Annotated in this window: 8 protein-coding genes; 4 read left to right on the top strand and 4 right to left on the bottom strand. The window is 59.6% G+C overall.

All coding sequences use genetic code 11. The annotated features are described in order from the left end of the window. Positions 1-387 precede the first annotated feature (387 nt). A complete protein-coding gene (locus tag SH664x_RS00995) occupies positions 388-777 on the bottom strand; it encodes a TraR/DksA family transcriptional regulator (protein WP_437204251.1) in 390 nt (129 codons plus the stop codon). A 284-nt stretch (positions 778-1,061) separates the two neighbouring features. Here SH664x_RS00995 and SH664x_RS00990 point away from each other — a divergent pair, with 284 nt between their 5' ends. The 3 genes from SH664x_RS00990 to SH664x_RS00980 all read left to right on the top strand — a co-directional run bounded on the left by SH664x_RS00990 (position 1,062) and on the right by SH664x_RS00980 (position 5,646). After that, complete coding sequence (locus SH664x_RS00990) at positions 1,062-1,967, top strand: sigma-70 family RNA polymerase sigma factor (RefSeq protein ID WP_437204249.1); 906 nt, start codon at positions 1,062-1,064, stop codon at positions 1,965-1,967. A gap of 356 nt (positions 1,968-2,323) precedes the next feature. Beyond that, positions 2,324-4,177 carry a DUF1549 domain-containing protein gene (locus tag SH664x_RS00985; RefSeq protein WP_437204248.1) on the top strand — a complete coding sequence of 618 codons (1,854 nt, stop codon included), beginning with the start codon at positions 2,324-2,326 and terminating at the stop codon, positions 4,175-4,177. Positions 4,178-4,365: 188 nt separating this feature from the next. Next, complete coding sequence (locus SH664x_RS00980) at positions 4,366-5,646, top strand: DUF1501 domain-containing protein (protein ID WP_437204246.1); 1,281 nt, start codon at positions 4,366-4,368, stop codon at positions 5,644-5,646. Between the two features lie 656 nt (positions 5,647-6,302). Here the strand turns inward: SH664x_RS00980 and SH664x_RS00975 are convergent. Both SH664x_RS00975 and SH664x_RS00970 read right to left on the bottom strand, forming a co-directional pair. Next, positions 6,303-8,333 (bottom strand): hypothetical protein, encoded by a 2,031-nt coding sequence (locus tag SH664x_RS00975; RefSeq protein ID WP_437204244.1) that lies wholly within the window; start codon positions 8,331-8,333, stop codon positions 6,303-6,305. Positions 8,334-8,482: 149 nt separating this feature from the next. After that, positions 8,483-9,289 carry a DUF1338 domain-containing protein gene (locus tag SH664x_RS00970; RefSeq protein ID WP_437204242.1) on the bottom strand — a complete coding sequence of 269 codons (807 nt, stop codon included), beginning with the start codon at positions 9,287-9,289 and terminating at the stop codon, positions 8,483-8,485. Between the two features lie 203 nt (positions 9,290-9,492). Here SH664x_RS00970 and SH664x_RS00965 point away from each other — a divergent pair, with 203 nt between their 5' ends. Then, on the top strand, positions 9,493-10,659 hold the full coding sequence (locus SH664x_RS00965) for a serine hydrolase domain-containing protein (protein WP_437204240.1): 1,167 nt from the start codon (positions 9,493-9,495) through the stop codon (positions 10,657-10,659). A gap of 10 nt (positions 10,660-10,669) precedes the next feature. Here SH664x_RS00965 and mutS read toward each other — a convergent pair whose 3' ends face one another. Then, positions 10,670-13,366: a DNA mismatch repair protein MutS gene (gene mutS, locus SH664x_RS00960; protein ID WP_437204238.1), complete on the bottom strand. Its 2,697-nt coding sequence runs from the start codon at positions 13,364-13,366 to the stop codon at positions 10,670-10,672. Positions 13,367-13,401 lie beyond the last annotated feature (35 nt).

Here is a 13,401-nt window from a genome sequence, read left to right as displayed (position 1 = left end):
ATCGACGTGATCACCCAATCGTATTTTAAGTCGATTTCTGAAAAACGGACAGCAGAGGGGGGAGAGCGTCCTGGACTCGCTCCGCTGCAATGGAAGAGAAAACGGGAGATTGCCCCCAGTCTCCACACGCGGCCCGTGAGCATTCGACCGCAACGTTGCGGGGAGTTGCCAATAAAAACGGACATGCGGGTGATCCCACATGTCCGAGAGGTCGAGTTCGAATTGAAATCAGCAGGCCCGGCGGACTGACGCACTCAGCGCTTCGCGTGTACTCCTTACACGGCCGGAGAGTTCACCACGATTTGCCGCTCGAGCGGGTGATTCGCCAAGTCCCCGCGTGGCGAGGACGAAAGATCCGAATCACATCGGTCGGGCCCTGAGATTCACTCAGTAGCTGAACTGCTTTTCCAGTTTCTCCGCACAGGAGACGCAGAAGCGTGCATGCGGGATCACTTTCAGACGGGTCTTCGGAATCCAGCACTTGGAGGGGGGCCGACCGTGGTCCATGCACCCTTCGCAGATTCCGAATGTTCCATCTTCAATCTTCTTGAGGGCGACGCGGATCTCCTTGAGGACCTCCTGATCGCTCTCCATCACCCGCAACGAGAAATCCTGCTCGTAGGTCTCCGTTCCCAGTTCAGCCATATGGGTGGGGCTTTTGGAATCCGAAGACGTTCCCAGTGCTCCGCTCGTGAGGGTTTGCACGTCACCCCGCAGTCGGGACTGAAGCGAGAGCAACAGGTCTCGGAATTGTTCAAGGTCTTTGGTCTTGAGCATTTTCTGGTACTTCCGATCTCAAAGCAGGAATGCGGAAAGAGAAGAACCTCATTATCCCTGCAATCTGTGCGGATTTCAACCCTGACACATGAACAGAAGTTCACACCACCCCTCACGTCATAGGAATGGGACGCCTGAACGACTCTGAAAGCCTTCTTTTGCGGCAACCGGATTCCCACTGCGCCAACTTTTTAATTCGCCCACGAATTATTTTGATGGTTTTCTGTTGCAATCGCATCGGATGCGATCTAAAAGAACGTTTTGAACGTTTCAAAGGAGCAGACATGTCCGAGCAAATCGCAACGATGGCTGGTCAGTACTCCCGCGACAGCCGCCAGGTCGAACGGTGTCGGGAACTTCAAAAACTCGAAATCCGCTTTATTTCCGCCACGGAGTTTGCTCACCTTTCAGATGAAGTTCTGACAGCGGAGCGTCCGACGGAACTTCACGAATTGACCGATTCTCAATCCACCAGTGGAAGTGGCTATCAGCAGCTCCCACTGCTGACTCCGGCTGGCGAACAGTATCTGTTCCGCCGGATGAACTATCTCAAACACCGCGCCCGGGCATTGCAGAAGAAACTGAGCACCGCTCGCCCCTGCGTGGCGACCATGGATCAGCTCGAAACGTTTCTTTCGGAATCGGCGCGCTGCCGGGACGAGCTGGTCAGCTCGAACCTGCGACTTGTCACAGCGCTCGCCGGCAAATTCGCCGGGGCGCCGACCGACTTCGACGAACTCGTCTGCGAGGGAAATCTCGTCCTGGTGAACGCTGTCGACAAATTCGACTACAGCCGGGGCTTCCGCTTCAGCACCTATGCCACTCATGCCGTCCAGCGGCACTACTTCCGCCTGATGCAGCGTCGGCAGCGACGTCAGCAGCGGGAGGTTTCAACTGCCAATGAAATCCTTTCGGATGTCGCCTGCAACCGCGAGCCGAATTCTCTTCCCGATTTTGCGATGGCCGCCCTGCTGGTCAGCCACTTCGATGAATGCCTTGATGAACGTGAAAAATTCATCCTGGAGCATCGGTTTGGCCTGAACAATCGTCCGGCCTCGGGAACCCTGAAGGCGATTGCCGAAAGTGTCGGCTTGAGCAAGGAGCGGGTCCGCCAGCTCCAGGCGCGGGCCGTGGAAAAGTTGCAGGATCTGGCGTTGCGGTTACAGCTGCATCCCGAAACAGCGCTGTAACAGTCGTCCGCGTGTTTGTGTCGTGACCCGCATCGGCAGTGTTCGGTTAACCCGGACGCTGCCGATGTCGTTATTGACAGTGCCGAATCGACCGGACCCTCCGAGACGAGTCCGACTGATCTTCCTCCTGCGACAGATGGTCGCCTCTGTCGCTCCCCCCCGGCAAAAGCTTTTCCCTCACCCAGCGCTACGGGCACCCGGACGAAAGGGGGATCGTCCCACGCCGAAAATGCGCGAACGCAAAAAATGTCGCAGAACTCTCATTTCGCTCCGGTGTTTGAATCGGCGAACTCTCCAGAATTGTGCATGGGGCCAATCTTCTCTCCCCCTGCCGGTCGTTTCGCGAGGAGCATGTCATGCGATCACGCATGTTCGCCGTGGCTGGTTTCTTCTGCGTCTTAAACCTCTTGAACACTGCCGCCCGGGCCGGAAACCAGGCACTCCCCTCTTCTGAACAGGCGACCGCCGCCCAAGTGGACCGACTGCTGGCAGAGTTTTTCGAGCAGGCTGGAGTCACTCCCGCACCGCTGAACAACGATCAGGACTTTCTTCGACGGGTGTCGCTCGACCTGACCGGCGTGATTCCCTCTCCCCAGGCTGCCACGCTATTTGGCCTCGATCCCCATCCGGAGAAACGGGCCCGCATGATTGATCAGCTGCTGGAATCGGACCGCTATGCCCGCTTCTGGGCGAGCTACTGGGCGGACGTCATTTTCCTGCGTGCCACCGAGCAGCGGGCTCGTCTCGCCCAACCTGCTTTCGAACGCTGGATGGGAGAGCAACTCGACTCGAACCGCCCCTGGACCGAAGTTGCCCGGGAATTGATTGTCGCGACCGGCCCTGTCACCGAAGCGGGTGAAACAGCGCTCCTCTTTGCTCACACCGGGGTCCCAGAAGAAGTGGCGGCCGAAGTCTCGCGGATCTTTCTGGGGATCCAGATGAGCTGCGCGAACTGTCACGATCACCCGACCGACCAGTGGAAGCGGACGCAGTTCCATCAGCTGGCGGCCTACTTCCCGCGGGTGCAGGTTCGCCGCGAAACGCCGAATGACAATCAGTCGTACGCTGTCTCTTCACTGAATGTCGCCCGCCCCGACAGCCGTCGGGGCCCCGTCGGAGGCGAGAATCTCGAAAACCTCATCCGCACGTTCGACCGGAATCGGGATGGTCTGCTTTCAAAAGCCGAAGCGCCTCCCCGACTGCAGCGGCGGTTCGATCAACTCGCGGAACGGCTCGACAAGAACAAGGATGGCCTCCTGTCGCTGAAGGAACTTCAGGAAGGGGGCAAAGAGATCAAAATGCAGCCCGGACGGGGCTCTGCGGAATATTACATGCCCGACCTGCAGAATCCCTCCTCCAAAGGGACACTCACCGAGCCGGCGTTCTTTCTGACTGAGGTCCCCTCCCCCTATCTTTCCGAGGGAGCCGATGATCAGAGCCGCCGAAACGCGCTGGCAGAGGCCATCACCAGCCCGGATAATCCGTGGTTCGCCCGCGCCTTCGTCAATCGGATCTGGAGCGAACTGGTCGGTCAGGGCTTTTACACGCCGATTGATGACATCGGCCCGGAGCGGACTCCGGTCGCGGAGAACGTCCTGCAGTTATTAGCAACAGAGTTCACCAGACAGGGGTCGGACGTGAAGTGGTTGTACCGAACCATCACAAACACCCAGGCATATCAACGCCAGCTGCAGGCACAGCCGACCGATGGAAGTGCCGTCCCCTTCGTCGCCGCCAGCCCGGCGCGCCTGAAGGCGGATCAGGTTTATTACTCGCTGCTGCAGGTTCTGGGAATTCCCGAGAATGCACAGCTCATCGAGCGGCAGCGCAAACTGCAGATCGGGGGAGGCCGAGCGGGTCTCAATCCGCAGAAATTCGCCTTCTCCCTGCTGTTCGGATTCGACCCCAGCACGCCGCAGGATGAGATTGCCGGAAACATTCCCCAGGCACTTTACCTCATGAATTCTCCGCAGCTGCAGGCGTACACAAAAGGACTCGGGGACACGCAGCTGGGACGAATTCTGAAAGCGCAGCCCAACAATGCCGACGCACTCGAGGAGGTTTACCTGCTGGTGCTGACCCGGTCTCCCTCCTCGGAAGAACTCCAGATCAACATGGACTATCTCCGCGATGTGGGAAGCCGGACGGCTGCCTTTGAAGACATTTTCTGGAGTCTGCTGAACTCCAGCGAGTTTCTGTCGAAGCGTTAGAGCAGGTTGCTCTTTCCAGTCCCCGCGCAGCAAGCGTTTCGTGTGCGGAAATGCTCAGTTCCGCGTGGCAAGAACGGGTAGCTCAAAAAACAAAATGCCGTAGTCTCCACACCGCCAGACCAGTTTTTATTGCGACTGCGGAGCCAGCCTCCCTGCATTCGCCTGCTCTCACGCCACAAGGACTGACCATGCCCGCTTATGTTCAGGAAAACGTGCTGCTGCAACGGCATCAGATCTCCCGGCGACGCTTCCTTCGACAGATCAGCGTCGCCAGTGCGGCGACTGGTCTGCTGAACTTCCGCGACGCACTTTCCCTGCAGGCGTCGGAACTTCGTCGACAGGGGAAGTCCCTGATCCTCCTCTGGATGGCGGGGGGACCAAGTCAGTTTGAAACCTTTGATCCTAAACCCGCGCACGAGAACGGCGGCGAGACGCATGCCATCTCCACAGCTGTCCCCGGAATTCAGATTGCGGAAGGCTGGGAGAAGACAGCCCAGCTGATGAACGAGATCGCGATCATCCGTTCGCTGACCAACAAGGAGGGGAACCACCAGCGGGCCACCTATCAGATGCACACCGGCTACATTCCTTCCGGCAGCGTGAAACATCCCGCGTTCGGAAGTCTTGTCGCCCAGCAGCTCGCCGACCCGGAAGCGGAGTTGCCAAGTGTGGTTTCGATCGGAAGAACACAGGGGTCAGGATTCCTGGGAGTGGACTACGAGCCGTTCATTGTCGATCAGCCTGGTAAAGTCCCCGCGAATCTCGGCAACCCACAGACCACTGCCCGCTTTGAACGACGACTCGGCCTGTTGCAGCGGCTCGAAGGGGAGTTCGCGCAGCGCGGAGCCGATGCAAACGTGACCAGCCACCGCCAGCTCTATCAGAAGGCGGCCCGTCTCGTTCTCAGTCCGCAGACCAGCGTCTTCGATCTCGAGCAGGAACCTGCCGATCTGCGAGCCGAATATGGTGATACGGAATTCGGACGGGGCTGCCTGCTGGCCAGACGCCTGGTCGAGACCGGCACCACTTGCGTTGAAGTCCGCTCCAATGGCTGGGACACACACGATGATCTGGAGAACCGGATCAGTCAGCTGGCGGGCGAAGTCGATCCGGCGTGTGCTGCGTTGCTCGCAGATCTGAAATCGCGCGGACTGCTGGAACGGACCGTGGTGGTCTGGGCCGGTGAATTCGGTCGCACTCCCAAGCTGAACGCCCGCGGCGGACGAGATCACTATCCCCGGGTCTTCAACTGCTGGATCGCGGGGGGCGGCGTGCGCGGGGGACAGGTGATCGGGAAATCGACCGCGGACGGAACCGCAGTGGACGATCGTCCGGTGACGGTCGCCGACTTCCTGAAATCGCTGTCACACGCATTGGGAATCAATCCCCTGAAGGAGAACATCAGCCCCCTCGGCCGCCCCATGAAAGTGGTCGATGGAGGAGAAGTGATTCAGGAGCTTTTTGCATGACGAAACGTTGCTGAGCCTGGCCTGCTCTCTAAACTCCGCGCGCCTGCGCCGCGTTGGTGCAGGACGTGCCCCGATGATCGTCTCATCGGGGCATTTTTGTTTTCTCCCCGTGCATCCGGAACGAATTGCCGGTTCTCCGGGGAACACCGCGAGACCCCACCGGACGACTTGCAATCTTCAGCCGGTTTACGTACTGTTTCCGATTCCCCCCTTGCGCGGGCGCGGATGAACGTCCGTCCACCTTCCAGCGCTATGGTTCAACCATCGCGGGGGGAACCCAAGAATTGCCTGAGCCGCTGGCTCACAACTGCGAAATTCCCGGCCTCGCTGCTGCGGACTGGCCGGTGTCGTCATAATTCATGTGTAGTGGAGAATTTGGTCCGATGGGTGTGAAGAAATCCGGTAAAGGTCGGCGGAAACTGGGTCGGAAAAAACGCCGGATGCGTGCGAAGATCCGCCACCGTAAATAAATCAAAGCCGAACGGCTTGATTCTCAGGCGCACCGATCGCGGATGTCCCGGACATTCGCCTTTCCGGCGCGCCTATTTTCGTTTTCACCCCGCCATCTCTCCCCGGTGAAAACAAATCGCGAAGCTGAATTCCATAACGGAATTTCACAGCTGTGATTGCCCGAATTCGGGGGGCCGTTCGCTCTATTACCGGCGACGGTTCGCACGCTTCTCCAGAATCTTCTCCAGCAGCCCCGCCCCGGCCTTGAGCCCGGCGTTCTTTCCGAAGTCCGCCAGCGTTGTGGCGTCGATCTGCGGCTGATTCAACGTCCCCCCGATGGCCACCTGCACCTGCTCTCCCTGCAGCGCCTGCAGGATCGGTCCGGCATTCGTCCTCCACTGCTCGGGCATGGAGATCGTCATCACCATGTCGATGGAATGGTCGAGACCCACGGAACCAGTGGTGGCAACCGGGACCTTCCCGATGTTGAATCCGAATCGGTCGTGATAAACCCTGCCTTCCACCAGGCGGAAATTCACCTCGGAACGATCGATATGGACCAGCGTCCGGTCGGTGATGTCCTGCCCGCCGCGCTGCAGTAATCCTTGCAGACGACCGACAGACTGCAACATTTCGCCGGCGACCGGCCCCGGCTTGACCTGTGCGGAATGAATCAGCACTGCCCCGCTGAGATCGGCAGTCTTCAGATTCTGCAGCTGGGCCTGACCTTGATGCATCCCCAGCGAAAACGTCCCCACGGTACTGGTGGCATTCGCGAGTGCCGGCGAGACATACCGCATCCACCCACGGCAAACCTCCTCCGTCAATTGCACATTCTCCAGCATCACGCCGCTTTCAAAAAGGACCGTCGGAGGTTGCGTCGAAAAATCGATCGCCGGCAGCTGCCGCAGAGATCCTCCATTGATCGGCACTCGCAGCGAATTCGTCGTCAGGCGGGAGTTGTTCAGCGCGAACTTCAACTCGGCATCCTGGGAGTGCAGGCCATAGGCGTGGAGTGTTTTCCAGCGCATCGTGCCGGACAACTCCAGCGGCGGCACCTCCGCGAAACCGCGCTGGCGAAGTGCCCCTCGGGCGGCCAGATCCGAGAAGGCCAGTGAATCGACCTGAACTTCCTGTCGAATTTCGGGAGGCAGCAAGTCGATCAGGGACAGGCCGGGGGAGGACAGACTACCCTTGAGATCGGCCAGCTGAGCCCCCCCCAGCTGCTTGACCTCGCCCTGCACATTGAGAGAGGCAATCGCTGTCGACACGTGCAATTCCGGGACAAACAACTGGTCGCGCAAGCGGTCAAACTGGGTATCCAGTCGCACCTTGAGAGTTCCCGCCGGAGCCTGCGAACGTTCCGGAACGAGCGCCGCCTCCCCCTTCAGCTTGAAGCCCTCTTCCGGTTCACGCTCCATGTGCAGCGTCAACGCCCCATTCACCGGTTCTGCGGGAGAGCCGAGATAATGCATGAACCATTCATCGTAGGCTTTCAGCAGCAGGCCGTTCGTACCGATCTTCAAATCGACGGTTTCGACATCCAGCTCGGTCATGTCCCACTTGCCGGACAACGTCAGCATGGTCAATTCACCGTTCTCGGGACGGGGAATGGTCACGGTCACGGTCTGCGTCGGAATCGGTGTCAGTGTGTACTCATAGACGGCATCGATCCCTTCGAGGGTCCCGAGGATTTCACCATCTTCATCCCGAAAGTCGATGCCGCTGTTCTTGAGCTTGACCCGCATCGGACGGCTGGGGCGGGACATTTTCGAAGCCTGAATCGACCGGACCATTTCATCGAACGACTTTCCCCGTCCAGTTTCATCCGGAGCCGAGACGGTCACGGAATACCGCAGGCCGACAAAATCGAGCTCAAGGGTTTTATCCGGCCGGGTCAGCATCTCCAGCAGTGAACGACCGGAGGCGACCTTGTCGATCTGGGCGACCGGCTTTCCTTTGCTCGTGGTGACCTTGACATCATTCACCCGCACCGGCTCATTCCAGGCCAGATGCGCCTCACCGACGCGCACCGTCGCGGGCAATTGCTGTGACAGCGTGTCCATTGCTTCGGGCTGACTGAGCACCCTCGACGCGAGTGCCGGCAGGAAATAGATGAAGACTCCCCCCCCGAGAACGAACAGGAAGACCAGCTTGAGAAACCAGCGGCGTTTGGGAGCCGGGGCGACTGCGGTCGGGGCACCAGAAGCGGGGGGAACCTCTGCCTGTGAAGCCATCTCTGGGAGTCCGTTCGTGTGCGGATGCGCGAATGTAACCTCTGCCCGGCCTTCACATCGTATGCGCAAGTTTCCAGCCTGACTACCGCAAGGTTCCACAGACGACGGAAAACGAGACTTAAACGACTACCATACAGTCAGTTACGAATTCAGGAACGCCGATCCGTGCTTTGAAAAATCTTGTCCGCGCTCTTCGTGACGAACCCGGAGAACAAAGTCCCGTCCGGAAGCGGGTAGCGCCGGGCAAACTCCTGATAACACCCGGGAATGCGAAATGTCCCATCCGCGAAGGACACCGCCACTTCTGAGGCGAGCGTGGAGGACTGCTCCAGGAAATCCTGCGGGCCCCCTTTGATTTCGCCCCCTTCGGTATTCAGTGGGAAACCGGCTTCCTTCACCAGCTCGTTCAGCTCCTTCAGACTTTTGACGGTCTTCAGCGAATTCACGAGCACGGTGAAGTGGTTGGCCCGGAATCCGAAGGCGGCCATCCAGCCGGCGTATTCGCTCTCCCGCGCGAGCGCTTCGTAGTCCCCGTAGGTCAGCTGCCAGGGACGCCCGATCGCACAGAATTCCGGGTCTTCCAGGGCGGACTGCGGGATCTGATCGAGCAGCGTCGCGACGGTGTTCTGCAAACCGGTGCTGAAGCCGGAGAGATTCAGTTCGCTGATAAAGATCTTGGGGGCGCTCGGATGGTTGAACTCGAAGTGCCGGGCATCCAGCTTCTTCTGCTCGAAGCGATAGACCTCCCGGGCTTCATAGCCTTCCGCCACGAACGGGCGGGCAATGACGTCGATGTTCACACGCGGATCATCGAACGTGCGGAAGGCAATGTGATCATTGATGATCGTTTCGCCGCGCCCTTCGAGCAGCTGACGAATCGTATTCGCCTGCGGATTGATCTGGGTGAAATCCGCCCACAGCCGTTGAAACAGTCGATCCAGTGCGGGCGTTAACATCTTTCGGGCTCCTGTTCACTGCCTATCCGATTCTACGCGACCTCACTCATCTCTGGGGTTTGTTCTATAGAATTCGAGCATTGAATACCAATCAACCCGCGTCATCGCCGCCGCGATTTCCCCTGCGGTGTGAGCGGGAGAACCGACCGCTATACTCGCCCACACTGTCGCACAACTTTGAATTCCTGCCTGAGAGGTTTCCGATGCGCCACGGCTGGATGTTTTACTCAGCGCTGTTCACCCTCCTGAATGTCCAGCTGCTGCTGGCAGAAAGCACAGCTCCTCCTACAGCGAATGTCGCGTCCGCATTATTGCCCCTGATCCAGCAGAATGAGATCCAGGGGGCCGTGACGGTGGTCGCCGCGCGGGACAAAGTGCTCAGCCTGGAAGCGGTCGGCTGGAGCGATGTGGCGCACCAGCACCCCATGAAAACCGACACGATCTTCTGGATCGCCTCGATGTCGAAGCCGGTCACGGGTGTCGCCATCTGCATGCTGATCGACGAAGGGAAATTGACGCTCGACGATCCGGTTTCAAAATTCATCCCCGAGTTCGCATCACTCAAGGACAAGGAAGGCCAGCCGGTCGCCATCACAGTCAAGCAACTGCTGACGCACACGTCCGGCCTGTCCGACTTCAAGGCAGACGAACTCGAAAACTTTCGCCTGCTGGCGGATGTGACGCCGCTGTATCTGTCGAAGCCCGTCAATTTTGAACCGGGCTCTCAATGGAAATACTGCCAGTCCGGAATCAACACCGCCGCCCGGATCGTGGAAGTCCTGTCGGGCCAGACCTTCGACCAGTTTCTGAATGAGCGACTGTTTCAGCCGTTAGGGATGAAGGACACCGCTTTCTGGCTCACTCCCGAACAGGCGGCACGTCGCGTGGAGGTCTGTGAACGGACCCCGGAAGGAGAGCTGATCCCATCCCCCAAGATGAAACTATACGATCGGGATGGCCTGACCGCGTGGATGCGTTTTCCAGCCGGGAACGGGGGGCTGTTCTCCACGGCTCCCGACTATGCCAGCTTTGCCCGCATGCTGCTCAACGGCGGAGAACTTGATGGCAAACGCTACCTGAGCCCCGAGGGGGTGAAGCTGCTGAGCACCGTTCACAGTGGTGATCTGGTTACAGGCTTCACTCCTGGAAACGGCTGGGGTGTCGGGGTCTGTGTGGTTCGTGAACCGCAGGGAGTCACGCGGCATCTCAAGCCGGGGACATTCGGGCATGGAGGAGCTTACGGAACGCAGGCGTGGATCGATCCGCAACAAGACCGGGTCGTCATCCTGATGATCCAGCGATCGAACCTGAAGAACGGCGATGGTTCCGCCGTCCGCGAAGCCTTTCAGAATGCCGTGTTCGCCCCGTAATCGGGCTGCGCTACGGACTGCGAGCGGAGTCGTCTGAACTCAGTTTCCCCTGCAGCGTGTGCAGCTTCTGCAGCGCTGCGAGGGGAGTCAGCTCATCCAGCTTCAGGGCCCGCAGTTCGTCAATCAGCGGGTGCGGCGGAGGCTCAAACAGCGTCAGCTGCCGGGAGTTCTTCGACTTCCGCGCGGGGATCGTGAGCTTGCCCCGCTCATCGTGGTGATCCGATTCCAGCGTCTCGAGAATCACACCCGCCCGGCGGATGACATCCTTCGGAACGCCCGCCAGCCGCGCGACATGAATCCCGTAACTGCGGTCCGCGGCTCCGGGCACAATCTTGTGCAGAAAGACGACATCGCCGTTCTGTTCATGCACCGCCACGTTCCAGTTGCAGACCCGCGTGAGAGTCTGCGGCAGCTCCGTCAGCTCGTGATAATGCGTGGCAAAGAGCGTCCGACAACAGGCGTGATCGTGCAGATATTCCGTAATCGCCCACGCCAGCGAAATGCCGTCATAGGTGCTGGTGCCGCGTCCGATCTCATCAAGAATCACCAGACTTTTCCGGGTGGCGGTGTTCAGAATGCGGGCGGTCTCCGTCATTTCGACCATGAAGGTCGACTGCCCTTTCCCCAGTTCATCACTCGCACCGACACGGGCGAAGACCCGGTCAGCAATTCCAATCGTGGCTGAAGCTGCGGGAAGAAATGAGCCGATCTGCGCCATCACCGTCAGCAGCGCCGCCTGACGGATGTAGGTACTTTTCCCCGCCATGTTCGGACCGGTTATCAGCGCCATGATCGGCGGTCCCGCTTCCGGATCGTTCGGAGTCCGGACACCCAGCCGGACATCATTCGGAACAAACGCGCCCGAAGGCTTGAGCCGATCGAGGACCGGATGGCGGCCATCGCGAATATCAAGGCAGACCTCTTCGGTCATCACCGGACGGCAATAGCCCTGGCTGACCGCCAGTGTCGCCAGATTGGCCAGCACATCCAGCTGGGCCAGCACTTCGGCGGTCTGCTGCAGCCGCCGGCACTCGGCGGCGACCTGTTCCCGCAGAGTGTGAAAGAGTTCCTGCTCCAACAGCTTCGACTGATCCTCCGCGCGCAGAACCCGTTCTTCGTACTCCTTCAGCTGCGGAGTGATGAAACGTTCCTGATTCTTGAGGGTCTGCTTACGGATGTAGTCCTCGGGGACCTTGTGCATCTGCGCAGCGGTCACCTCCAGGTAGTAACCGAAGACCTTATTGAAGCCAACTTTCAGCGTGGAAATCCCGGTCCGCTCCATCTCCTGGGCCTGATACTCGGCGATCCACTTCTTCCCGCCCCGCGCGAGATCGCGCAGCTCGTCCAGCTGCGGATGGTAGCCTTCCCGGATGATCCCCCCCTCGGTGGTGGCGAGCGGAGGTTCATCCACCAGCAGCTGCTCCACGGCGGACCGCACCTCGGCACACAGGTCCAGCCGGGCCTCCAGCATCTGCAGGAGATCAGCAGAGCGCCCGGAGAGTTTCGCCTTCAGCCTGGGCAGCAAGGCAAGTGTCCGTCCGAGCGTCCCCAGATCACGTGGAGAGGCTCGCAGGGTTGCCACCCGCCCTGCCAGCCGCTGCAGGTCATACGCCTGTTGCAGCAGATCACGCAGTTCGCGACAGAGCATCGCCTCGCGCGTCAGCTCTTCAACCGCATCGAGTCGGCGCTCAATCGCCAACCGGTCGGTCAATGGATTCGACAACCAGTCCGACAGCAACCGCGCACCCATCGGGGTGCAGGTCTCATCGAGAATGCTGATCAGCGAACCTTCCCGTTTCCCCTCCCGCTGCGTGCGGGTCAGCTCCAGACTGCGGCGGGTCGTTTCATCGATCAGCAGATTGGAACCGCGATGATAAGGCTCCAGCCGCGCGAGATGCCCCAGTGAGGAGCGCTGCGTCTCCTGCACATATTCCAGCAGCGCCCCCGCAGCGGTGATCGCGGGCAGGTCGGAATCAGAGAGATCGAAGCCTTCCAGCGTGGCTGTTTCAAAATGCCGGAGGAGCAGATCACGGCAATGCTGCGCACCGAAGGACCAGCCCGGCCGCTCGGTGACGACTGTCCCCGGCAGCTCTAGCAGCGCGGGATAAGCGGCGTGTTCTTTCGCGGTGTTGGGGTACAGGCATTCCGCCGGCTGAACCCGGGCCAGTTCGTCGAGAAACGGGGCCTGCGAGTGGAATCCGGCCGGCGCTGTCGACTCGACATTGTTCACCGTCATGCACTGGAAGAGTCCGGTCGAAAGTTCCATCCACGCCAGACCGATCGCATCCTTTTGCGGACAGACCGCCGCCAGAAAATTGCTCTCCTTCGGATCGAGCAAAGCCTCATCGGTCAATGTGCCCGGAGTGACGATGCGGGTCACTTCCCGCCGGACCATCCCCTTCGCGGTTTTGGGATCTTCAACCTGATCGCAGATGGCGGCACGATGTCCGGCAGCGATCAATTTGGTGAGATAGCCCTCGAGCGCGTGATAAGGGAACCCCGCCATCGGGACAGGATTGGGGGAGTTCTTGTCGCGACTGGTAAGCGTCAGTCCGAGAATTTTCGCGGCGATCTGCGCATCTTCATGGAAGAGCTCGTAGAAGTCCCCCATACGGAACAGCAGCAGCGTTCCGGGAGTTTCCTGTTTGACCTCCTGATACCGCTGCATCATCGGTGTCAGCCGGGCGTCGTCCTTGGATGAGGTCATAGATGCGAGAGCGGACGCTCTTTCCTTTGCGCTGC

It is taken from the genome of Planctomicrobium aquicomposti, assembly GCF_051466325.1.
Classification (GTDB): domain Bacteria; phylum Planctomycetota; class Planctomycetia; order Planctomycetales; family Planctomycetaceae; genus Planctomicrobium.
This window is presented reverse-complemented; position numbering and strand designations above follow the sequence as displayed.

Coding starts and splice junctions, on each gene's coding strand:
- SH664x_RS00980 (WP_437204246.1), top strand. CDS start 4,366: ATGCCCGCTTATGTTCAGGAAAACGTGCTGCTGCAACGGCATCAGATC.
- SH664x_RS00990 (WP_437204249.1), top strand. CDS start 1,062: ATGTCCGAGCAAATCGCAACGATGGCTGGTCAGTACTCCCGCGACAGC.
- SH664x_RS00965 (WP_437204240.1), top strand. CDS start 9,493: ATGCGCCACGGCTGGATGTTTTACTCAGCGCTGTTCACCCTCCTGAAT.
- SH664x_RS00970 (WP_437204242.1), bottom strand. CDS start 9,289: ATGTTAACGCCCGCACTGGATCGACTGTTTCAACGGCTGTGGGCGGAT.
- SH664x_RS00995 (WP_437204251.1), bottom strand. CDS start 777: ATGCTCAAGACCAAAGACCTTGAACAATTCCGAGACCTGTTGCTCTCG.
- SH664x_RS00975 (WP_437204244.1), bottom strand. CDS start 8,333: ATGGCTTCACAGGCAGAGGTTCCCCCCGCTTCTGGTGCCCCGACCGCA.
- mutS (WP_437204238.1), bottom strand. CDS start 13,366: ATGACCTCATCCAAGGACGACGCCCGGCTGACACCGATGATGCAGCGG.
- SH664x_RS00985 (WP_437204248.1), top strand. CDS start 2,324: ATGCGATCACGCATGTTCGCCGTGGCTGGTTTCTTCTGCGTCTTAAAC.